This window comes from Candidatus Nitrospira nitrosa (assembly GCF_001458735.1).
Classification (GTDB): Bacteria; Nitrospirota; Nitrospiria; order Nitrospirales; family Nitrospiraceae; genus Nitrospira_D; species Nitrospira_D nitrosa.
In genome coordinates this window covers 21,400-41,344 of record NZ_CZQA01000011.1, presented here as the reverse complement: position 1 = coordinate 41,344, position 19,945 = coordinate 21,400, and the positions used below count along the sequence as shown (strand labels likewise).

The 19,945-nt window shown below is 55.2% G+C and carries 22 protein-coding genes; 14 read left to right on the top strand and 8 right to left on the bottom strand.

What is annotated here, in order from left to right; all coding sequences use genetic code 11:
• Positions 1 to 39 precede the first annotated feature (39 nt).
• The gene (clpB, locus tag COMA1_RS17015; RefSeq protein WP_090750739.1) at positions 40 to 2,658 is read left to right on the top strand and encodes an ATP-dependent chaperone ClpB; all 2,619 of its coding nucleotides are present in this window, start codon (positions 40 to 42) and stop codon (positions 2,656 to 2,658) included.
• Here the strand turns inward: clpB and COMA1_RS17010 are convergent.
• The 5 genes from COMA1_RS17010 to COMA1_RS16995 form a co-directional block, all read right to left on the bottom strand.
• Positions 2,648 to 3,073, bottom strand: a complete 426-nt coding sequence (locus COMA1_RS17010) for a hypothetical protein (protein ID WP_090750738.1) — start codon at positions 3,071 to 3,073, stop codon at positions 2,648 to 2,650. The genes clpB and COMA1_RS17010 overlap by 11 nt on opposite strands.
• Before the next feature lie 323 nt (positions 3,074 to 3,396).
• Positions 3,397 to 3,639 (bottom strand): DUF2283 domain-containing protein, encoded by a 243-nt coding sequence (locus COMA1_RS17005; protein ID WP_090750737.1) that lies wholly within the window; start codon positions 3,637 to 3,639, stop codon positions 3,397 to 3,399.
• Positions 3,640 to 3,714: 75 nt separating this feature from the next.
• On the bottom strand, positions 3,715 to 3,873 hold the full coding sequence (locus COMA1_RS21160; RefSeq protein ID WP_176698135.1) for a hypothetical protein: 159 nt from the start codon (positions 3,871 to 3,873) through the stop codon (positions 3,715 to 3,717).
• 191 nt (positions 3,874 to 4,064) lie between these two features.
• On the bottom strand, positions 4,065 to 4,277 hold the full coding sequence (locus tag COMA1_RS17000; protein ID WP_090750736.1) for a hypothetical protein: 213 nt from the start codon (positions 4,275 to 4,277) through the stop codon (positions 4,065 to 4,067).
• 7 nt (positions 4,278 to 4,284) lie between these two features.
• Positions 4,285 to 5,814, bottom strand: coding sequence for a YifB family Mg chelatase-like AAA ATPase (locus tag COMA1_RS16995; RefSeq protein ID WP_090750735.1), 1,530 nt, complete (start codon positions 5,812 to 5,814; stop codon positions 4,285 to 4,287).
• A 209-nt stretch (positions 5,815 to 6,023) separates the two neighbouring features.
• On the opposite strand from COMA1_RS16995, the gene COMA1_RS16990 reads away from it, so the two are divergent.
• Both COMA1_RS16990 and COMA1_RS16985 read left to right on the top strand, forming a co-directional pair.
• Positions 6,024 to 6,590: a hypothetical protein gene (locus tag COMA1_RS16990; RefSeq protein ID WP_141654388.1), complete on the top strand. Its 567-nt coding sequence runs from the start codon at positions 6,024 to 6,026 to the stop codon at positions 6,588 to 6,590.
• 159 nt (positions 6,591 to 6,749) lie between these two features.
• The gene (locus COMA1_RS16985; RefSeq protein WP_090750733.1) at positions 6,750 to 6,986 is read left to right on the top strand and encodes an Lrp/AsnC family transcriptional regulator; all 237 of its coding nucleotides are present in this window, start codon (positions 6,750 to 6,752) and stop codon (positions 6,984 to 6,986) included.
• 87 nt (positions 6,987 to 7,073) lie between these two features.
• Here the strand turns inward: COMA1_RS16985 and COMA1_RS16980 are convergent, their stop codons facing one another.
• Positions 7,074 to 8,063 carry a Gfo/Idh/MocA family protein gene (locus COMA1_RS16980; protein ID WP_090750732.1) on the bottom strand — a complete coding sequence of 330 codons (990 nt, stop codon included), beginning with the start codon at positions 8,061 to 8,063 and terminating at the stop codon, positions 7,074 to 7,076.
• A 125-nt stretch (positions 8,064 to 8,188) separates the two neighbouring features.
• On the opposite strand from COMA1_RS16980, the gene COMA1_RS16975 reads away from it, so the two are divergent.
• Positions 8,189 to 8,989 (top strand): dienelactone hydrolase family protein, encoded by an 801-nt coding sequence (locus tag COMA1_RS16975; RefSeq protein WP_090750731.1) that lies wholly within the window; start codon positions 8,189 to 8,191, stop codon positions 8,987 to 8,989.
• A 47-nt stretch (positions 8,990 to 9,036) separates the two neighbouring features.
• On the top strand, positions 9,037 to 9,978 hold the full coding sequence (locus COMA1_RS16970; protein ID WP_090750730.1) for a hypothetical protein: 942 nt from the start codon (positions 9,037 to 9,039) through the stop codon (positions 9,976 to 9,978).
• On the opposite strand, the gene COMA1_RS16965 is transcribed toward COMA1_RS16970, so the two are convergent.
• Positions 9,979 to 10,368: a DUF423 domain-containing protein gene (locus COMA1_RS16965; protein ID WP_090750729.1), complete on the bottom strand. Its 390-nt coding sequence runs from the start codon at positions 10,366 to 10,368 to the stop codon at positions 9,979 to 9,981. It abuts the gene before it with no gap.
• A 119-nt stretch (positions 10,369 to 10,487) separates the two neighbouring features.
• Between COMA1_RS16965 and COMA1_RS16960 the strand changes: the two genes are divergently transcribed.
• On the top strand, positions 10,488 to 10,757 hold the full coding sequence (locus COMA1_RS16960; protein WP_090750728.1) for a hypothetical protein: 270 nt from the start codon (positions 10,488 to 10,490) through the stop codon (positions 10,755 to 10,757).
• A gap of 108 nt (positions 10,758 to 10,865) precedes the next feature.
• Positions 10,866 to 11,324, top strand: coding sequence for a bactofilin family protein (locus COMA1_RS16955; protein ID WP_090750727.1), 459 nt, complete (start codon positions 10,866 to 10,868; stop codon positions 11,322 to 11,324).
• 20 nt (positions 11,325 to 11,344) lie between these two features.
• Here COMA1_RS16955 and COMA1_RS16950 read toward each other — a convergent pair whose 3' ends face one another.
• Entirely contained in the window at positions 11,345 to 11,752 is a 408-nt protein-coding gene (locus tag COMA1_RS16950) for a DUF3597 domain-containing protein (protein WP_090750726.1), read from the bottom strand.
• Positions 11,753 to 12,053: 301 nt separating this feature from the next.
• On the opposite strand from COMA1_RS16950, the gene COMA1_RS16945 reads away from it, so the two are divergent.
• The 7 genes from COMA1_RS16945 to COMA1_RS16915 all read left to right on the top strand — a co-directional run bounded on the left by COMA1_RS16945 (position 12,054) and on the right by COMA1_RS16915 (position 19,931).
• Positions 12,054 to 13,703: a flavin monoamine oxidase family protein gene (locus COMA1_RS16945; protein WP_090750725.1), complete on the top strand. Its 1,650-nt coding sequence runs from the start codon at positions 12,054 to 12,056 to the stop codon at positions 13,701 to 13,703.
• A gap of 19 nt (positions 13,704 to 13,722) precedes the next feature.
• Positions 13,723 to 14,466 carry a 5-oxoprolinase subunit PxpB gene (gene pxpB / locus COMA1_RS16940; protein WP_342672708.1) on the top strand — a complete coding sequence of 248 codons (744 nt, stop codon included), beginning with the start codon at positions 13,723 to 13,725 and terminating at the stop codon, positions 14,464 to 14,466.
• Complete coding sequence (locus COMA1_RS16935) at positions 14,453 to 15,214, top strand: LamB/YcsF family protein (protein WP_176698139.1); 762 nt, start codon at positions 14,453 to 14,455, stop codon at positions 15,212 to 15,214. Before pxpB ends, COMA1_RS16935 begins: the two co-directional genes overlap by 14 nt.
• A complete protein-coding gene (locus COMA1_RS16930) occupies positions 15,211 to 16,188 on the top strand; it encodes a 5-oxoprolinase subunit C family protein (RefSeq protein ID WP_218055415.1) in 978 nt (325 codons plus the stop codon). Before COMA1_RS16935 ends, COMA1_RS16930 begins: the two co-directional genes overlap by 4 nt.
• Before the next feature lie 583 nt (positions 16,189 to 16,771).
• A complete protein-coding gene (locus tag COMA1_RS16925) occupies positions 16,772 to 17,788 on the top strand; it encodes a thermonuclease family protein (RefSeq protein WP_090750722.1) in 1,017 nt (338 codons plus the stop codon).
• A 587-nt stretch (positions 17,789 to 18,375) separates the two neighbouring features.
• Positions 18,376 to 19,740 carry a hypothetical protein gene (locus COMA1_RS16920; protein WP_090750721.1) on the top strand — a complete coding sequence of 455 codons (1,365 nt, stop codon included), beginning with the start codon at positions 18,376 to 18,378 and terminating at the stop codon, positions 19,738 to 19,740.
• Positions 19,740 to 19,931 carry a hypothetical protein gene (locus tag COMA1_RS16915; protein ID WP_090750720.1) on the top strand — a complete coding sequence of 64 codons (192 nt, stop codon included), beginning with the start codon at positions 19,740 to 19,742 and terminating at the stop codon, positions 19,929 to 19,931. Before COMA1_RS16920 ends, COMA1_RS16915 begins: the two co-directional genes overlap by 1 nt.
• The last annotated feature ends 14 nt before the right edge of the window (positions 19,932 to 19,945 follow it).

The following is a 19,945-nucleotide window of genomic DNA, read 5'->3' as shown; positions in this document are numbered from 1 at the left end:
ATCAGCAGGATGAATATCACCAGTTAGAGGTGGATCACCATGGACATGAATCGTATGACGGTCAAGTTGCAGGAGGCCCTGCAGTCCGCTTCGGGACACGCCCAGCGGAGAAGTCATCAAGGCATCGATGTGGAACATGTCCTTTTAGCACTCCTCGAACAAGAGGGAGGGACAACTCCGGCCCTTCTTGAAGGTGCCGGACTCGCACTTCCTGCCGTGCGGCAAGCCGCTGAACAGGCACTGACAAAGCTACCTCAAGTACAAGGTTCGGGAGCAGCCCCCGGTCAAGTTCATATTGCGAGTCGACTCACTCAGGTGCTGAACCGTGCAGAAGACGAGCAGAAGTCGATGAAGGATGACTTTTTGAGCGTCGAGCATGTCCTCCTCGCCATGGTTCAGGAGGGAGGGGTCTTCAAGAAGCTCGGCCTGACTCGTGACCGGCTCTTAGCGGGATTGCAACAGGTACGGGGGAATCAACGGGTCACCAGTCAAGATCCTGAAAGCACCTACCAGTCGTTGGTGAAGTACGGTCGAGATCTGACTCAATTGGCCGGACAGGGCAAAGTCGATCCCGTCATTGGGCGGGACGATGAAATTAGGCGTGTCATTCAAATCTTGTCTCGTCGGACAAAGAATAACCCGGTCCTCATCGGTGAACCGGGGGTCGGGAAAACCGCAATCGTGGAAGGACTGGCTATTCGCATCGTGAAAGGCGACGTGCCGGAAAGCCTCAAGCATAAGAAACTCTTCGCACTGGATATGGGCTCACTCGTTGCCGGGGCCAAATTTCGGGGTGAGTTTGAAGAGCGCTTGAAAGCCGTCCTGAAAGAAATCCAATCGTCCCAAGGTCAGATTCTCCTCTTCATCGATGAATTGCACACGGTCGTTGGAGCCGGAGCAGCAGAAGGGGCGATGGATGCCGCCAATCTCCTGAAACCGATGCTGGCGCGAGGCGAGTTGCACTTGATCGGCGCCACGACACTGGACGAATACCGAAAGCATATCGAAAAAGATGCCGCCTTGGAACGCCGCTTCCAAACAGTGTTGGTTGACCAGCCATCGGTGGAAAACACCATTTCCATCCTACGTGGCCTCAAGGAACGCTATGAAGTCCACCATGGCGTGCGCATCAAAGACAGCGCGCTGGTGGCTGCAGCCAAACTATCCCATCGTTATATTGCCGATCGGTTTCTTCCGGACAAAGCCATCGACTTAGTCGACGAAGCCGCGGCACGGCTCAGAACCGAGATCGACAGCCTGCCGGCCGAACTTGATGAAGTCTCTCGCAAAGTACTCCAGCTGGAAATTGAGCGCGAGGCGTTGAAGAAGGAGAAGGACGCCGCGAGCGCCGCTCGGCTGACTGCGCTCGAAACGGAGTTGAACGAAAAGCAGCGTGACATGCAGGTACTGAAAACCAGATGGGAATCGGAGAAAACCTCTGTGTCTCGGCTTCGCAAGACCCGAGAAGCCATCGAGGAGCTGAAGCTCAAGATCGAGCAGGCGGAGCGAGCGTATGACCTGAATCGCGTGGCTGAACTCCGCTACGGTGACCTGCCGCGGTTGGAACGAGAACTGGAGCTAGAACAGCAACAGTTGGGGAAGAAACAGGACGAGACCCGGTTGCTCAAGGAAGAAGTCGATGAAGACGAGATTGCCGCGGTCGTCAGTCGTTGGACCGGTGTTCCGGTCTCGCGGTTACTCGAAGGCGAAACCGACAAGCTGTTGAAGCTCGAGGATCTCCTGCACGAACGGGTCGTCGGCCAAGAAGAAGGAGTCCGGGCCGTGGCAGACGCGGTGCTTCGTGCACGATCCGGCATCAAGGATCCCAATCGTCCGATTGGCTCGTTTCTGTTCCTGGGCCCAACCGGGGTCGGAAAAACTGAATTGGCCAGAGCGCTCGCCGCCATTCTCTTTGATGACGAAGGGAATTTGGTAAGAATCGACATGTCCGAGTACATGGAAAAGCACACCGTCGCCCGCCTGATCGGCGCGCCTCCCGGGTACATCGGCTATGAAGAAGGCGGTCAGCTGACCGAAGCAGTTCGGCGACGCCCATTTTCAGTGATCTTGTTCGATGAAATCGAGAAGGCGCATCACGATGTCTTCAATGTTTTACTGCAAGTGCTAGATGATGGACGGCTGACCGATTCACAAGGTCGTACGGTCGACTTCAAGAATACCGTCCTGATCATGACCTCCAACATCGGCAGTCCTCACATTCTCGAGGCTCAACAACGTGGCGCGTCCTATGATCAAGTCAGAACCGTCGTGATGGGGGAACTCCGACAACATTTCCGCCCGGAGTTCTTGAATCGAGTCGATGAACTCGTCGTGTTCCATCCACTGGGAACCGAACACTTGATCAAGATCGTGGAGATCCAGCTGGAACGGCTCCGCCACAGACTCGCAGAACGTCGGATCACGTTGGCCATCTCCCCCGCCGCACTCCAGCATCTGGGTGAACGCGGCTACGATCCGGTGTACGGAGCACGACCACTGAAGCGCCTCATTCAGCAGGAGCTGGAAACACCGATCGCCAAGTTGTTGGTCAAGGGAGAGCTACGGGATGGGAATACCGCTTCAGTCGAGATGAAAAATGGGGCCTCGCTTGTGACGACAGTCGCGGAGGGAGAGCAGACACCGGCCCCTAGCCGATAGAAACCACACCGCCCTGGGTGTCTTGTGTCAGACCGCTCTTGTGCTGTTTCTCGATCTTCCACTCCGTCGCGGTGACTTGCAGGAGATGGCCTTTCATTGTATAGAACTCGGCCTGAGTCAGGGAGACAGGCTGAGGTTCCTTCACATCAAGCTGGAGGACCACTTTTCCGGAATCCACTTCCTTCATTGTCAGACGCTTGTCGGTCTTCGCTAACTCATAGGCGCGCCGCTCGTTAAACATCAGCGTGCTGTCCACCACCTTGGCCAACATCCGGCCATTCAAGTCGAACAGCGCAAAATTGACCAGCAACGCCCCAGTTGAGGGATGGCGAGCTACTTGAAGTTGCGGCACCCCCTCGACTTCAATCGTCCCGTTGAAATTCTTATAGAGATTTGAACCGATTTCGATATCCATAGTCCTCTGTCGGGTTATAGCGCAGCAGTCCTACCGTTCTCATCACTTGTATCGCCAAGTTCTGCCATTTTGCAATCCTCGCCGTCTGGGGAATGAAGACCGCTCTGGATTCGGAGCACAGACTGAGTCAATCGCTTGTGGTCAAACGAGTAGGTGGGGAAGGCTCGGCTCAAGCTGACCTGCGGCAGAGTATGGAATACACGTCTGGGTGCCTATGCAGATACCACGTAATATTGACGCTGATTCAGAACCTGACCTGATCCGGGCGTCGTTCCTAACCCTCTGATGACTGCCATAACAATGTATCTGGTATCTGTGAAGATTTAAGCCGATTTTTTGAGTCGCTTGCTCGCATGCAACACGGTAAACCCGATGATATCGTCACCCTCATAGCGGATGATCACGTCTTCGTCGGTCATCTCGCTGTCGGTGGCATGACTAGGTTTCTTGTAGTTGACATACAATGTGTCGGCCTCAGCGTCGTACGTCAGCCAGACAGCGTGCTGCGGAGCTCGATTGACGGCTGGAATCAGCTTCAAATACTCCTGAATATCCACTATGGCCATACCTGCCTCCTCTTCTCCAGAGACCGAATGCGGCGGGTCAGAAACGCCGTAATGATAAAGCCATCGTTGTCTTGTTCACGATAGACCACCTCCTGGACGGCGGCGGCCTTTGGCTCCGGTGGGTTCAACCGGGGCCGGCGTTTCGAGCTTGAGCTTCCAGTGCTCGTTGTAATTTTTTCCGCGAAGAACCGGATCGATCAGATAGAAGCGGGTTTCGGCTTCGTTATAGCTCATACCGCCAAGACAGCATAGTGAGCCCCGCTATCGAAGCAGGAGAGAAGTCGCCGAGGCTTACCTGTGTATTTACGAGAAATCACGCCCCCTAAAAGGGAAGAAGTCCTGAGTATTGAGCGCAGATACCGGGAAGGGATAAAGATATGTTGATAAATATGAGACGTGTAGAATCGCACGAAAACTAGGCACACTTACGACTTCTTAATTCGATCCAGGATCAGCGCGATGCAACCGCCCAACAGGCCTCCCCCCATCACCGTCGTCAGCAGCTCAACAAGCTTCAGCTCCCATACAGACCCTTGGGCCTGCATGACTTCTCTGATGCCCCCTTGCACCATGATGACAGACAACGCCATCGTGGCACCCACAATAAACCACCAGACAAACACGCGTACCGATGACACTGAAACCTCACACGTCAGGGTTACGGTCAAATGAACGATACTGTATGGCCTCTGCAATATGCACAGCCTCAATCCTCTCAGCGTCGGCCAGATCCGCGATCGTCCGTGCGACACGCAGGATACGCCCATGCGCTCTCGCAGAGAGTCGAAGCCTTGCCATCGCTTGCTCAAGCAACTCTTGAGCCGACTGTTCGAGCCCACAATACCGTTTTACCAGCCGCGGCTTCAACTGCGCATTTGTATAAATCCCCTCGGATCGGTATCGCTGCCGCTGTCGATCACGCGCCGTGACGACACGCAATCGAATCGCCGCTGAACCTTCCGAGGGAGGAAGTTCCGCACGAAGCTCTCGAACCGGCACCGGCGGCACATCCAGATGGATATCCAGTCGATCCAGCAAGGGACCAGAGAGTTTCGCACGATACCGGCGGATCTGGATGCCGGAACAGATACAAGACCGAGTGCGATCTCCATAGTACCCACAAGGACAGGGATTCATCGCCGCGATCAGCATGAACTGCGCCGGATACTTGAGCGTCCCACTTGCCCGCGTCAGGATGACATACCCGTCCTCTAACGGTTGCCGCAACCCTTCGAGCGCCCCTCGCTTAAATTCAAGTGATTCATCCAAAAATAACACCCCATTATGCGCCAGCGAGACCTCCCCAGGCTTAGGAATAGTCCCGCCCCCGACCAGGCCAGCGTCCGAGATACTGTGATGCGGAGCTCGAAACGGCCGAACAGCGAGCAACGGTCGTTCCGGAGTGAGCAATCCAGCCACACTGTGAACCCTGGTCGTTTCAATCGCCTCATCCAATTCCAACAACGGCAGGATAGACGGCAAGCGGCGCGCCAACATGGTTTTGCCGGATCCAGGAGGACCGACCATCAACACATTGTGTCCCCCTGCCGCCGCGACTTCGAGGGCTCGCTTGGCATGGTCCTGCCCGCGAACATCGGCATAGTCCTCATCGTCCGTCGAGCTGAGTGCCCCCCGAACATCCTGATGTGAAGGGCTTGGAAGAAGAACCTGGCTTCCCTTCAAAAACTCTACCGCTTCGGGAAGAGTATGGACCGGATAGGCCTGCACGCCTTTGACCCATGCCGCTTCAGCTCCATTGTCTGCCGGGAGCAGTAAGTCGTAACCGGTTCGGCAGGCCAGCGCAAAGGAAAGGGCTCCGGCAATCGGCTTCACTCGGCCGTCCAGCGACAACTCCCCGACAAGGACGCGATGATCCAGCATCGACTGTGGGATCACTTCTTCGGCGACGAGAATGCCGACGGCAATCGCGAGGTCGAGCCCCGAGCCTTCTTTTTTGACCCCGGCGGGAGCGAGATTCACGGTGATGCGTTTGGCGGGGAAATGAAACCCTGTGTTCTTCAGCGCAGCTCGAACACGGTCTCGACTTTCCTTCACCGTGGCGTCCGGCAACCCCACGACCGAAAACTGAGGGAGCCCACCGGAGATATCGACTTCGACATCCACCAGATGTGCGTCAAGACCGATCAACGCCGCACTTGTCACCCTAGCAAGCACGTCTCAGTGCCTTTCTCCAACCGAACCGAAAGAAAATGTGTTCATTATAGGAAGTCTCTCTAAGGGTTTCAATAGATCACACCGATGCCCGCTCCTCGCTGGAACCTCTGCGCGCGACTCTGTATAATCTCCCCATGCGCCTCTGGTCATCCCCAGAGGGAGTGGTTCCTTCGGGTCGATCATCATTCCGCTGGCAACCTCACCCCATCTTGAGCCCTACGGTCGCGCTATGGCTGATCGTGCTCCCGGTCGACGGTGCATGGGCCATCACCGCGAGCGAAATTTCTTCAACACTGGCACAACAAGCAAAAGCGGCATCGCCCTACATCGGGTCAGCCATGGCTGTACTGGCCACCCTTCAGCAGGCTGCGGTACTTCCGCCGGAGGGCACACGTGAAGCTGATCGCATCATCCAGGCCGTCATCCAGCTCCAATCCATCTTTGCCAAGGGAACAGATCCCTCAATACAAGAATTCGCCCGACGTGCGTTAACCAACAAGCGCGGAGCGGACGCCGCAACCAGTCTGGAGCACTTTCGAGCCGGTGGATGGACGGCTGACATGTTGGAAGCGCTTGCGGATGCCGACTCCAACGCCTCACCTGACGAGCGGAAGACACTGGCCACGGGACTCGGACAATTTAATCTGTCGGTGGATGATTTTCGACGATTCATGCAACTCGTGAGGGACGGCCGATCAGCCCTCACGGCACAAGGATTGGCCTTTCAAGAGGTCTATACCCATCATCGGAGTACAATGCCGGGCGCGGCGCGCTAGCGCGCCGTTTCTGGTTTCGAGTTTCTCGTCTGTTGTGATGGCTTCGGAGAAGAACATGAAATCTCAAACCCGAAACTTGCAACACGAAACTCATATCACCAAGCGGCATCACGCGAACGACGTTATAAACATCTCGCACCCTAATCGAAGGAGAATCACATGGCAACGAGAGCGTACATCCTCATCAAGGTCAAAGCAGGGAAAACAAAAGACGTGGTCGGCGCACTGAAGCGCATACCGGGTGTTGAACAGGCTCACTCCTGCTTCGGCCGTCCGGATATTTTTGTCTTTATCAGCGTCCAGGACGAGCGCTCGCTCTCCGATGTGGTGATTACGAAAATCCATTCGATCGACGGGATCGAAGAGACGGACACCCATATCGTGGCGGAGTCGTAGCCCACGTCACGAAACGCGTGCCCCTCGTGACGCGTGAAGGGCAGGACGGAAAGAGCGCACGTCTCATCGTGGCGGGCGAAACACGCTTCACGAACGACGATCGACGGTAACCGGTGCGCCACCGGCCTGTGCCGACTGGTAGCAGGCTTCGGCGATTTCCACGGCTCGGCATCCGTCCTCTCCCGTGATCGGCATGGGTGTGCCGTCGCGCACCGCTTGGAGGAATGCTGAGAGGGTGTCGAGGACTGTCAGGGATGGAGGGATGTCGATATCCCCGGTCCTTGCTTCGGTACTCGTTTCATAGTGGATCAGCCGGCGCATCCAGTCGGCCTCCACCCGCCCCTGTGACCCGACCCAGATGGCTCGTCCCGCACGTTCGCCCACAACTCGTGAAATTTCTATGCGACAGACCGTTCCCCCTGTGGTGGTAAGGTAAATTGAAGCCGTTCGTTCCGGCGCCATCGGTGGCATGTGATCCATCGTACAGCGCACGGCTTGTGCCTCCTCTCCTGTCAGGAACCGAACCAGATCAAGCATGTGTACACCGATTTCCAGTAAGGCTCCTCGCTTCCCATAGCCCACAACATGGTCGGGGGCCGTGTTCCGAATCTCGATCTGAAAGACCGCGTCGAGTTCCTGAGAACGCCCGAGAGAGGGGTGGAAACTCTTCACGTACTGAATCGTCTTGTCGAACCGGAGGGTCTGCGCCGTCATCAGCGGGATCCCCGCCTCGCGAGCCAGAGCCACCATTGTCCTGGCATCGATGGCGGTTGTAGCCAGCGGCTTCTCAATCAACAGGGGTTTTCGGGCTTGCACTGCAAGGCGACAGATCTCAGGAGAGTACAGCGGGGGAGTCACCACCACCACCACGTCGACCGACGGATCAGCGATGAGTGCAGCGGCCTCACCGTACACCGTGACGGACTCGGCACCAGGAAACTGAAACCCTTGCTCAGGATGTCGTCGACACACGGCCCGGAGAGACGCCAACGGCAGATCATGAATAAGGTGCTGGGCATACCGGGCTCCATGCCGGCCCACCCCGATCAGTCCCACTCCAATGCGGTCTCTGTTCATGATACGTCGCTCCCCCCCGCACTGTAGAACCACATCATCCGGCAGTCAATTGACATTCCCACAAACGGCTTCATATAGTACCGTCATGTCCAGCGCAACAGCGATCCGGTAACAGGATCTCAACCATGCCTACGGCACCAGCGACTCCTTTCACCTTAGAACAAATCGGTACGGGAACCGCCCGTTTCCCAAGCGGCGTTCCGATCCCCACCCATACCGACCAGATGGTGGACCCCTACTTCAAAAGTAAAATGCCGAAGGAACACCAAGTCGATTGCCTGCTCTTCTGGCCGCAGCAAGCCGGAACCTATCCAGGGATTGTCCTTTTACATGATTGGTGGGGACTGACCGGCCAGATGAAGGATCTGGGAGCTCGCCTGGCCTGTGAAGGCTACATGGTGATTCTTCCGAATCTCTACGGTCGATTAGGAGGCATGGTGACGGCCAACGACGACGTGGCGGCCGCGTTGTTGGAACGACAGAATGATGACCAGGTCATCACCGACATCAATTCCTGTTGTGAATACCTCAATACTCGTACCATGGCCAAGAAGAACATCCATGGAGTCGTCGGATACGGCATGGGAGGATCCTATGCGCTGCGGTTCGCCTGCCACCGGAAACGGTTGCGCGCAGCCGTCTCGTACTATGGCAAGATAATCACGTCAAACGAGGCAATGAAAGACCTCTTTCCCCCGGTGTTATACCATCAGGCGGGGAAGGACACCTGGGCCACACCGGATGTTGTTGAGCAACTACGGAGCGCCTCCGCAGCGTACGGCAAGCGGGTCGACATCCATTGTTACCCCAACGCCTCGCACGCATTCTGCAACGAGATGAAGCCAAGTGCCTATGATGCCGAGAGTACCTCCCTCGCATGGGAACGCACGGCGAACTTTCTGAAATCGTGCTTCCAGGGAACATGAGTCGGCGCCGCTCTCTCTTTGACGATTCTCCACACAGACTAGTCAATATGGTAAATGAGCTGAATCAGCATCAACTTGGTCGCGGACACCGGCAGGACAGAGTCAGCTTCCTCCTCATCCTGTTGGGTGTGCTCCTCCTCCCATCGTTGGCCATGGCAGAGGGGCAGGACTCTCCGCGCTTGTTGACCGACGTAGTGACACAACGAGCCGACCAATTCGCATTACTCGAGTCAGACGAGGGGGCACTGCGGTTGTTTACGACCTCGATTGGACCTGCCCTTGGACTGAAGGATGCAGCCGGAGTCTTGGGTGCCAGACTCCCCAGCAAAATGGTCAAGGAACTCGGGGTGCCGGAGTTGTCACAGTCTGTCTCTGAATTGATGAGCGCACTGGGGACATGGCAGTTTGCCAATTCCCTTCGTCAAGAAACCGGCCTATCCACTCCCGTCCTTCCATTACCGACAGCACGACAAGACTGGTTACGGACCAGAAACCAGATAGCAGCATTCTCCGACCTGCTCCGTCTGACCAAGGAAGAACTGGACTCTCGGACGGCCCAAGGAACATCACAGCCACGGAACATCGAATTGCGCTTGGCGGCAGAGCGTACGGCGTTTGAAGCGAGTCACCAGGCCATCACAGCCTGGTGGAACATCCATGGGTGGAAGAATCGGATCAGACAAACCAAAGGCCAGTCACGACTCTGCGGAACCTGGCAGTGGATCATTCATAATCACCAGCAGCATGGTGAACAGAAATCCACCATCGTCTTTCCCCCACCTGGAGCCACATCCGCCAATGCCGCAACGCCGGCAGAAAGCATCTTTCTCGGAGATGCCATGTACTTGCGCTGGGAGCAGAACGGGCACATTCAAGAAGACAGTCTGCTGTTTACCAAGGACGATCAGAGGATCGAAGGGTCATTTGTGAGCAATACCGGCGGATGGGGTCCCATCAGCGGTAAACGCCTCGCGCCCTGCAAACCATAATCAAGCGACCTCACGCCACGCACGCCACGCGAGTACCGTCCATCCCGCGATAAAGAGGAGGCCTCCAATCGGCGTCACGGCTCCTAACCATCGAATCCCCAGTAGAGAGACTCCATAGAGACTTCCAGAGAACAGGATTGTCCCAGCGGCAAACAACCACCCAGCTTTGGCCATTCCGGTATCGCGCCAGATTTGCACAGCAAATCCACTCAGGACCAGACCAAAGGCATGATACATCTGATAGCGGGTCGCCTTTTCATACACATCCAGCAGATGTTGATCCAACATATCCTTCAGCATATGCGCCCCAAAGGCACCGGCGACGACGCCCAACCCGGCACTGAGAGCGCCGATGACCACCAACCGACGAGCTGAGATGTCGATATCCATCCTCGAGTGCTCCTCAACAATAGTCTCGTGACCAACCGGCGCGATCATACGCGATCCCAGGCGAATACGCCATCGACATGGAGCCGAGATGCCGTTACTTTATCTGATATAGTTGAGGTATGCAGCACCGATGGATCACCGGATGGCTTCTGTGGCTCTGCATGGGTTTCCCAACTGGAACCGTGGTCGAAGCGGCCGACTCACAGCGAGGCGACCAACAGAAAGGTCTCACCGTCGACGATCTCACACGTGGGTTGCGGAGCGCCGCACAGAACATCGAAAAGGAAATCCCAAAAATCGGATCGGCGATCGGCAAGACCGCCAAATCCATGGCAGGGCATGGTTCGGAACAGAAACCATCTCGGAATCAGCCATCCGACAAGCGGTAGTACTCCGTCCATCCTCACACCGCCCACAAATCAGCCTTTGATTCTTCCTTCCAACTCCTGTATGGTTACTACCTATTTTTTTGAACTCACTTTGAAAAGAGGGGCATCATGTGGGACAAAAAAAGAGAGAGTGATTCCGACAATGGACACTTCACCGTGCTTGGAAAGGACGTCACCTTCAAGGGCATCGTCCACTTTCACAGCACGGTTCAGCTTGACAGCTCCATCGAGGGCGAGATCCATGCAAAAGGGATGTTGGTGATCGGCGAAAATGCCACGATCCGAGGAACGATTGTCGCTGAAACCATCGTCACCAGAGGAAAGATCCATGGCAACGTGACTGCGACCAGCAAAATCCAACTGCTCAAACCCGCAGTTGTCCTTGGGGATATCTCTGCGCCGTCGTTCTCGATGGAAGAGGGCGCCTTTTTTAAAGGCTCGATCGACATGGGCTCACATCCGGTGGTCGATGAGTTCCAGCAGACCCCTTTGGTCCTGACCGAAGCGCCGCAAAGGCTGAGCCTCTCCCGCCCGATTTTGATCGAGAGCGAGCAAGAGAGCTCATAGTCCTCTCGCTCTGCATTCTGTCAGTGCAAGAGTTCCTTGGGAATATTCCCACCATTCGCCGCCAACTTCTGCAACACCGCTTTGTGGAGCCACATGTTCATTTGGGCGGAGTCGCCCATCTTGTCTGCGGGGCATCCGAGTTCAGTCGCCAGTTCTTTGCGTGCCGTGAGACTGCTGTCCAAATTCAAGAGCTTCATCAAATCGACGATCGACGTCTTCCAATTCAGCTTCTGCGAATTCTGCGCAGCAAGCCCTTCAAGCTTTCCCACGACATCGACCGCCGATATCGCAGCGGGCTTGGGAGCAGCCTGCGCCGCATCGGGAGCTGACGGAGCACTTGATACCGGAGCCGCAGCCGGCGGCGGGGGGGCTGCGTGGGCAGCGGAACCAAATCCGAGTTTCTCCATAATCGTGCCAAAGAGTCCCATCGTCCATCCCTCCATGTAGAAGACTGAATGAGTCACATCTCTCTGTCGTGGAAATCGAATCTAACACTTAAGCAGAAATAAAATCACCCCACTCTTTTCATGGCAGCCAACCTTCGCCCACAACTGTCCAATAGTTGGACAGCTCTTCCTGCGCTTTTAGCCCCAGATATAGTCTGCGCTATGTTCTAACGGCGGTTCGTGTCGCCCATTGATCGCCACTCCCTTGCTCCCCTCTTTCCGCAGCTCTTATCATTTCTGTAAGATACCGTGCCTGATCGTTGTCCAACCGGGAGACGTGCTCATGTTCCGAACTCCATCATTCCGTTCGTTGGTCCGCTTAACGACAGCCGCCTTCTTGGCTGAACGCCGGCACTGTTCTGCTGTCGATGCACTTGGAGCGATCCAAGAGTGGCTTCCACGAAGGGCTGCGCATTCGATTTCGCGCCGCGACTTTCTGCTTAGTGCCGGGACAACGAGTGTCGCGCTTGCCCTGGGGGCGATGCCGGGGCTTCCACGATGCGCGGCCGCCGCCAAGCCATCGCCTTCCTCGCTCTCCGTAGGGATTGTCGGTGCGGGGCTCGCCGGACTGGCTTGTGCCGATGCGCTCAAGAGCGGAGGCGTTCAAGCCACCATCTACGAGGCGGCCAATCGAGCAGGTGGCCGTTGTTGGACGTTACGTGGTTATTTTCCAGGCCAAGTGGTCGAACGCGGCGGCGAACTCATCGACACGCTGCATAAGACGATGCTGAGCTACGCTAAGCGATTTCGTCTGAGCCTGGAGGATATGAACAAGGAGCCGGGAGAGGTCTTCTACCACTTCTATGGACAACGGTATTCAGAAGCAGCAGTCGTAGCGGAGTTTCGAGATTTCATCTCGGTGATGCGGATTGACCTGAACCACCTATCACGAAAAGTCACGGCTACATCCCATACCATGGACGATGTGGCCTTGGACCGGATCAGCCTATTGGCCTACCTGGAGGGAGAAAATGGAGCCGGTGTCTCGGCAGGGCCGCTCGCCAAGGCCGCAATTGTTGCCGCCTATGAGGCTGAGTATGGACTCACAGCGGACGAACAAAGCTGTCTTACGTTTCTCCTCTTCATTCATGCTGACCAGCGCTCGCACTTCACTCCCTTCGGCGTATTCAGTGACGAACGGTATCATCTAGTCGACGGCAATGATCGAATCACCGAAGGACTGACACGCGAACTTTCAGGACAGATTGTGTATGGCTCAAGACTCATGCGAGTCCGCCAGTTGAGCGATGAACGGATCGAACTCACGGTTCAGCAAGATTCCCGTACCGTGACCTTCTCGCATGATGTCGCCGTGCTGGCCATCCCCTTTACGACGCTCCGCCAGGTGAACTTGGATGCTGGGCTTGGTCTCCCTCCCGCACAACGTGCTGCGATTCAGGGACTCGGGTATGGAACGAATGCCAAAATGATGATCGGTTTTTCAAGCCGACCCTGGCATACATTGGGGAGTAACGGAACGGCTTATGCGGATCTCCTCAACGTCCAAACGACATGGGAAACCAATCCGACGTTGGGATCAGACAACCGCGGAATTCTCACCGACTATTCAAGCGGGCCTCGTGGGGCTGGACTGGACCCAGGTGCAGTCCAAACAAACGCCGCGCAGTTCTTACAGGATTTGAATCGAGTCTACCCCGGCACACTTGGAGCTGCGTCCAAGGATAGACAGGGACAGTACCGCGCACATCTCGAACATTGGCCGTCAAACCCTCTGATGAAAGGCAGCTATACCTGTTATCGTCCAGGCCAATTCACGACAATGGCAGGTTTGGAAGGCCTCCCGGCAGGCAATCTCTTGTTCGCCGGCGAACACACCAACTCGTTCTATGAATGGCAGGGTTTCATGGAGGGAGCGGCCCTTTCCGGCATTGCAGCAGCCCAATCAATTCTCACAACGGCTAAGCCTCGGTAACGCTCCAACGGTAAGTCCAGTGCCTTCTCGATCTCATACCAGACGCCCGCATCATCCAAAGAAAGAGAGCTTCCGTATTCTGCCGCTTGGCGACTCCGCACTCACAATTGAGTTCGGGAACATGATCAATTCGGAAATCAACTCCCGAGTCGTGGCATTCGCGAAGACGGTCTTCAACCAACATTGGCAAGGCATCCACGACATCGTCCCCACCTATCGATCGGTCACCGTTCACTTTGATCCGCTCCGATGGGATTCGGCCACGTTGGCCAAGAGACTCAAGACCTTACCGCGACGAGAACCAGGCCAGGCTGACCCACAAGGCATTCTCCACGAAATTCCCGTCTTGTACGGCGGCGAATGGGGGCCTGACTTGGAAGCGGTGGCAGCCTTTGCCGGTCTACAACCGGATGAGGCCAGCGCATTGCACGCGTCCATTCAGTACCGCGTGTATATGCTCGGATTCAGTCCCGGGTTTCCCTATCTTGGGCTCGTCTCTGAGCGGTTGGCCATGCCTCGCCGTTCAACCCCGAGGACGACAGTCCCGGCTGGATCAGTCGGCATTGCTGATCACCAGACGGGAATTTACCCCATCGCCACACCAGGCGGCTGGCAACTGATTGGTCGAACACCGATCGCCATGTACCGCAAGGGCAGAGCCGATCCCTTCCTACTGAAGCCAGGGGACATCGTTCAATTCAATCCAATCGACCGTCATGAGTTCGATCGTCTCAACCATGAGAGCTTGCATGGCAACGATTGATTTAAACAGTGACATGGGCGAGTACGAGGGTGAAACGTATCACGCTCTTGAAGCTCAGCTCATGCCGCTGATCACCTCGGTGAATATTGCCTGCGGCGTACATGCCGGTAATCCCTCACTTATGCTCCGCACTGCGAAGCTTGCCGCACAATCCGGAACGGCAATCGGCGCCCATCCAGGATTTCCCGATGCACAAGACTTCGGACGCCGGGATCGCCGGACGTCTGCAGACGAAGTTGAATGGCTCCTATCTGCACAGCTGAAAACGTTGGCCGAAGTACTGGAGTCGGAGCAACTGACACTCAGCCACGTCAAGCTTCATGGGGCTCTCTATAACTTGGCGGCACGAGATCGTAGAGTGGCCGATGCCGTTGCACGAGCCGTGGCATCATTCGATGCTCACCTGCTACTGTTTGCCCTTGCAGGATTGGAACTGGTAACAAGCGGGAGAACGGCTGGACTGACTGTGATTCAGGAAGCATTCGCCGACCGAGCGTATCAGTCCGACGGCACCTTGGTTCCTCGCTCACACCCTCATGCGCTGTTACAGCCTAAGCAACACATTCGTCGGCAATTGCGCGAGATCCTCAACGGCTCTGTCACCAGCATTGATGGACAGCAAATAGCGATCCAGGCCGAGAGCCTGTGCGTTCACCTAGACACTCCCCAGGCAGTTGAATTCCTCCAGCTTATTGGACAAGAGATTCAATCGGCTGGAGTTCGCATTGCGAAGCCGCTTCAGACATGATGAAACTCCAGCCAGCCGAGATCCTTGTCCTGAAAAGCGGCTGGCTGACCACCATACAAGACCTGGGGCGCCACGGCCATCAACACTATGGCGTATCCGTCTCAGGAGCAATGGACTCCTTCTCCATGATCGTTGCAAATCGGCAGGTTGGGAATCCAGACCAGGCGGCGGTACTTGAGCTCACCCTAAAAGGGCCGGAACTCCTGTTCAAGCAGGACACGGTCATCGCCATCACCGGAGCGGACATCTCCCCTACCCTTGATGGTCGTAACATGCCGATGTGGAGAAGTATGCTGATTCCGCGTGGTGGTCAATTGCGCTTCGGCATGCCACGGGCTGGAGCTCGTGCATACCTCGCGATCGCTGGCGGCATCGACGTCCCTTTGGTACTGGGCAGCCGCGCAACCCACTATGCAAGCGAAACAGGAGGGCTGCATGGAAGGCCACTGACACAAGGGGATGTTTTGCGAGGTGGAAAACCAGCCCTACTCATTACCCAGCCAATCGGTACAGAATTCCCAGCCCCACTCCGTCCTCGCTATGAACGCGCTGCAACCCTGCGCATCATTCCTGGTCCACAGCAGATGTTTTTTGAAAAGCATTCGCTCACGACCTTGACGCAGAGCCCCTATACCGTCTCTCCTCAATCCAATCGCATGGGTTATCGCTTGGCCGGCCCCAAGATTGTCCAGAAAGACACTGTTGCTTTTATCTCGGACGGCACAGCCACGGGATCCCTGCAAGTGCCCTCCGACGGGCAGCCAATCCTCTTGATGGCTGACCGACAGACCACCGGAGGCTATCCCAAAATCGCTGTCGTGATTTCAGCCGACCTTCCCCTTGCCGCACAATTGGCTCCTGGCGACCGCATTCGATTTATTCTGTGCACCGTGGCCCAAGCTCAACGTCTCTTACGAATGCAACATGCCCAACTTGACGCAGCCTTACCGCCATGTGACAGGCGCTACACATGATTGGCTGGCACAACCTCACAATCACCGGCCATCCTGGTATCAACAGCTCAAACTGAGTCCCCACTTCTCACTGAACTCATACTGAATCTATTCAGATACACTCTGAGTCAAAAGAGATACACCGCGCACGGTTCTTGATATACGCCACCGTCATCATTCTTTATCAATTGTTCCGATTCTCTCTGCATCCCGATTGGCCCGTTCCTTGCTAGACTACTCCTTGCTAAGCCAAGGAATGAAAGGACTATTTCTATGCGTACATCATTGTGGTTGAGCGCTGGATGGTTATTACTATTGCTCGTAGTGAGTCTGATCGCCGATAAAAACTCCTTGCGGCAAAACGCACCAGTAAATGCAGCAATCCGTCAGCCTTCAGGCCTGCCCCCTGTCTTGAGCCAAGTTCACGATACTGACATGAGATCAAAGACCAGACCAGGCGGCCGCTGCGAAGATCTAGCACCGACTAGTCCCCTGAGCTCACAAGCCTGCCACCAGGAATCACTCGTGCGGTCGAAGCAGACGGTGACGCTTACGCAACGGAATTCAATGGCTCAACCCCTCCGGCTGAAAGGAGACAGACGACATGGGCAAGCTGACGATCGATGGAACGTTAGACCTGTCACAGTTCTGGCCGATAGGAGAATCTGATGCCGATACGACGAAGATTGTGCTGACGGTCTCTCCTAGTGCCGTCCAATACCAACCAGCCGATGACGTTCCACGCCCCACCACGAAGTATGCCGGTGCCTGTGTCAAATCGTTCGGCCAACTGAAGCCGGTCATTAAAAATGGGAAAATCACCGTGCGGCTACAGGGAGTCGACGCACCAGAACTGCACTATCAACCGCAATCCATGAAGGGGAAGACCTACAAAGGTCAGCCGTTTGGCAGCCTCAGAGGATCCGGACTGGTCAAAAAATATCGCCAGCGTCAGGCAGAAACCGCCACGGTTCGACTGGGCCGCTATCTCAGCACGTTCGGCACGTCTCCTCTCCCCTGTCGATTTCAGACAGAGGTGACGGATCATGAAGGTCCGGCGGATGCCGTAGATAAATACGGGCGATTCGTCGGCAATGTGCTCGTCAACGAGATCGACATCAATCTGGAAATTCTCCGACAGGGTCTCGCGATCGTGGCGTTGTATAATTCCATGCAACCGGCCGAAATGGAGGCCTGCCTGGAGGCGTGGGCGATCGGGGAAACTGCCACCGACGGTGTAGCACAATATCAAACCCGTACGATTGGTGAGTTTGATTCTCAACTCCTGTACCAGCCGCCGGCAACCGCCACACTCAAACCGGAAAAGACCAAACGGTTTCTCCACCCCAAGCTCTACCGTCGCCAATGTACCTGGTGGGCCTATCGAAAACTTGGCACATTCAAAGGTGGCTTCGACACCTATCTCAGCCTGTTCCCGGATGATGTGTTCTTCGAAAGGGCCAGCATGCATGATGAGGGATTCTTGGCTGCAATTCCGTTCCAGATCGAACAGATGGTGAAAGACGGCCGGAAGGTCATCTATGCCCCAGATGAAGTCGTCTTCAAAGAAGCCGGCTCACAGCTATTCACCGCTGAGGGGAAGATAATTCGGGAGTGGTAGTGCCGAACCATCTGTCAGTTCATGGCTATCGAGAAAGGATAGGTAGGAGCGTTACTGGCTCCCATGGTATTCTCACTTGCCACCCATCCAGAAGAACTAACCATGAATCTATTTAGATACACCCTGAATCGAAAGAGATTCACCTCTAGCGATCGTTCTTCCTAACCAACTTCACAATTCTTCCTGATTTACGTAGTTCTCGCGATCTTCCTCGTGGCCTATTCTTTGCTCCTGCCAATACTGGAAGCATTTTAGTTTCAGGGTCATGGATGAGATCGTTCCATAGATCACTTCATGTAGAAAGTTGCATCGATCTGTGTGCGTTAGCATGCAAGTGAGTGCCAAATTCAAGACCCGGCAATGTACAGCATTGAAATTAAATGATCTGATTACATATCAGTCATGCAGGGGAGACACGTATGAAGGTGGTGCCAAGAAAGAATAGACATTCGAACGGGGCGTCCCCGTACACGAGTTTATTTCTATCTCTACTCATCGTAGTTTCAGGTTGTTCATGGAAAGGGAAGCAGAACGAGTTGGAACAGGTAGCCAAGGACTGGTCGCTGACTATACGCGCAAGCCAGATCATGCCAGTCTATCCGCTCACGGAGGATTTACAGCCTGGAGACATTTTTCTGGTGCAAATTCCAATTGACAGGCAACAGGAAATCTTCAACCGGAGCGGGTTTCTTCCTCTTGATAACCACATTGGCCGCATTCTGCCTAGCGGCTTTGGGAAATTTTATGAGAGGACTGTACATGCCGCGAACAATTTGATCCTCCCGCGGGACTGGTTTGCACCTGGCCAAGGTGTACCAGGCACATCAGCTCCCAATTCAAGCTTTCCCACCTATTCCTTTGCAGTACGCCGCGGTGCCGGTCTCAATCTCGCTGTGCCAGTCCAGGGTGTTCCTGTGGGATTAAGCTTGCTCGCAAGCGATGCAGCGCAAGGAAGCATCGTCATCGCAGACGCGAAGACTTATGGCATCGACACAATCTCTTTGGAGGAAGACACACAAAAGTGGGCGTCCAGTCACCGGTCCTTCCTCTCCAATTTTGCTCCATCAATAGATGGGCAGAAGAAGATCAAACAGAATTTCGTCCGGGTTGTCAGCCGGGTCTACCTCACGAGCCGTGTCAACGTGTCCTTGCAATCATCAAAGTCCTCGGCAGGAGAGGTCTGGGGTGGTGCTCGCAAGCCAGTTGATCTACTCATGCCACACGCCGGTGGAGATGTTCAGCAGGTTTCCATGGAGGCATACAACACCAATCTCGAAAAGCTCAACCGAATGGTTGAGGGCATCCTGTCGAAAGCTGGGGATACTTTGATCCCAGGAGGGACCGTCAAAGTTGTCGCCGCATCTGCGAACACTATTTCTTTAGTGGAGACCTTTCCTCGGCCACTGGTCATCGGGTACTTGGGGTTTGATTTCCCAATCGATCAATACGGGTTCCTGGGTCCACCCATCCCGACCCACGCCATCCTCACTCAACAGATTTCACCGGACGGCCAACGGACCCCCAAAAGCGTGGTATCAAAGCGTAGTTACAAGACAATAAAGGAAGAGGCCGCAAAGGGCCAGAACCCCAAAGCCATGACTTTCTTGAAGGAATTAGACGCTCTGGCTTCTCTGGTTCCAGCTGTGTACCCCTGCACAATCTATGGGAAGACAGGACCGGATGGTGCCTTAAGCGACCAATTTCAGGCTGGCTCACCCATAGGTGTAGAACCTCGCAATTTTTCGGTCGTAACGACTTTCAGAGAAAAGCTCCGCCACTCTATCGCTGCCTTGCAGGCCGAACCGAACCCACGCCCAACAGACCAGGCGGAACAACTTCAGTGTAGCACGCAGACGCTCGCCGAGCTTGAGCAGGGGCTTCATGACCATCAACTGCTGCTCCGCGATGCAATCGATTTTGCAAGCGATCTTGAACAGGCAGGAGGTGACTAATGCCATCAAAAGCAGTCCTGAAAGAGAAGGAATGGTACAGCGAGGACCCGGAAGAGTTTACAAGTGATGAGGACAAGAATTCCGAGCTCTCGGATTTACTGAGTGGAGCTTGGAACGATCTGTCCATTGTTGAAATTCGGCGCATTGAAATCGGCAGCTCAAAAGGTTGGCGAGTGACCTATCGCCAATAAAGACGAGCGGAGAT

Coding starts and splice junctions, on each gene's coding strand:
- COMA1_RS16960 (WP_090750728.1), top strand. CDS start 10,488: ATGCAGCACCGATGGATCACCGGATGGCTTCTGTGGCTCTGCATGGGT.
- COMA1_RS17005 (WP_090750737.1), bottom strand. CDS start 3,639: ATGGCCATAGTGGATATTCAGGAGTATTTGAAGCTGATTCCAGCCGTC.
- COMA1_RS21160 (WP_176698135.1), bottom strand. CDS start 3,873: ATGAGCTATAACGAAGCCGAAACCCGCTTCTATCTGATCGATCCGGTT.
- COMA1_RS16920 (WP_090750721.1), top strand. CDS start 18,376: ATGCCAGTCTATCCGCTCACGGAGGATTTACAGCCTGGAGACATTTTT.
- COMA1_RS16935 (WP_176698139.1), top strand. CDS start 14,453: ATGGCAACGATTGATTTAAACAGTGACATGGGCGAGTACGAGGGTGAA.
- COMA1_RS16930 (WP_218055415.1), top strand. CDS start 15,211: ATGATGAAACTCCAGCCAGCCGAGATCCTTGTCCTGAAAAGCGGCTGG.
- clpB (WP_090750739.1), top strand. CDS start 40: ATGGACATGAATCGTATGACGGTCAAGTTGCAGGAGGCCCTGCAGTCC.
- COMA1_RS16945 (WP_090750725.1), top strand. CDS start 12,054: ATGTTCCGAACTCCATCATTCCGTTCGTTGGTCCGCTTAACGACAGCC.
- COMA1_RS17010 (WP_090750738.1), bottom strand. CDS start 3,073: ATGGATATCGAAATCGGTTCAAATCTCTATAAGAATTTCAACGGGACG.
- COMA1_RS16975 (WP_090750731.1), top strand. CDS start 8,189: ATGCCTACGGCACCAGCGACTCCTTTCACCTTAGAACAAATCGGTACG.
- COMA1_RS16970 (WP_090750730.1), top strand. CDS start 9,037: ATGGTAAATGAGCTGAATCAGCATCAACTTGGTCGCGGACACCGGCAG.
- COMA1_RS16955 (WP_090750727.1), top strand. CDS start 10,866: ATGTGGGACAAAAAAAGAGAGAGTGATTCCGACAATGGACACTTCACC.
- COMA1_RS16965 (WP_090750729.1), bottom strand. CDS start 10,368: ATGGATATCGACATCTCAGCTCGTCGGTTGGTGGTCATCGGCGCTCTC.
- COMA1_RS16980 (WP_090750732.1), bottom strand. CDS start 8,063: ATGAACAGAGACCGCATTGGAGTGGGACTGATCGGGGTGGGCCGGCAT.
- COMA1_RS16925 (WP_090750722.1), top strand. CDS start 16,772: ATGGGCAAGCTGACGATCGATGGAACGTTAGACCTGTCACAGTTCTGG.
- COMA1_RS16915 (WP_090750720.1), top strand. CDS start 19,740: ATGCCATCAAAAGCAGTCCTGAAAGAGAAGGAATGGTACAGCGAGGAC.
- COMA1_RS16950 (WP_090750726.1), bottom strand. CDS start 11,752: ATGGGACTCTTTGGCACGATTATGGAGAAACTCGGATTTGGTTCCGCT.
- COMA1_RS16985 (WP_090750733.1), top strand. CDS start 6,750: ATGGCAACGAGAGCGTACATCCTCATCAAGGTCAAAGCAGGGAAAACA.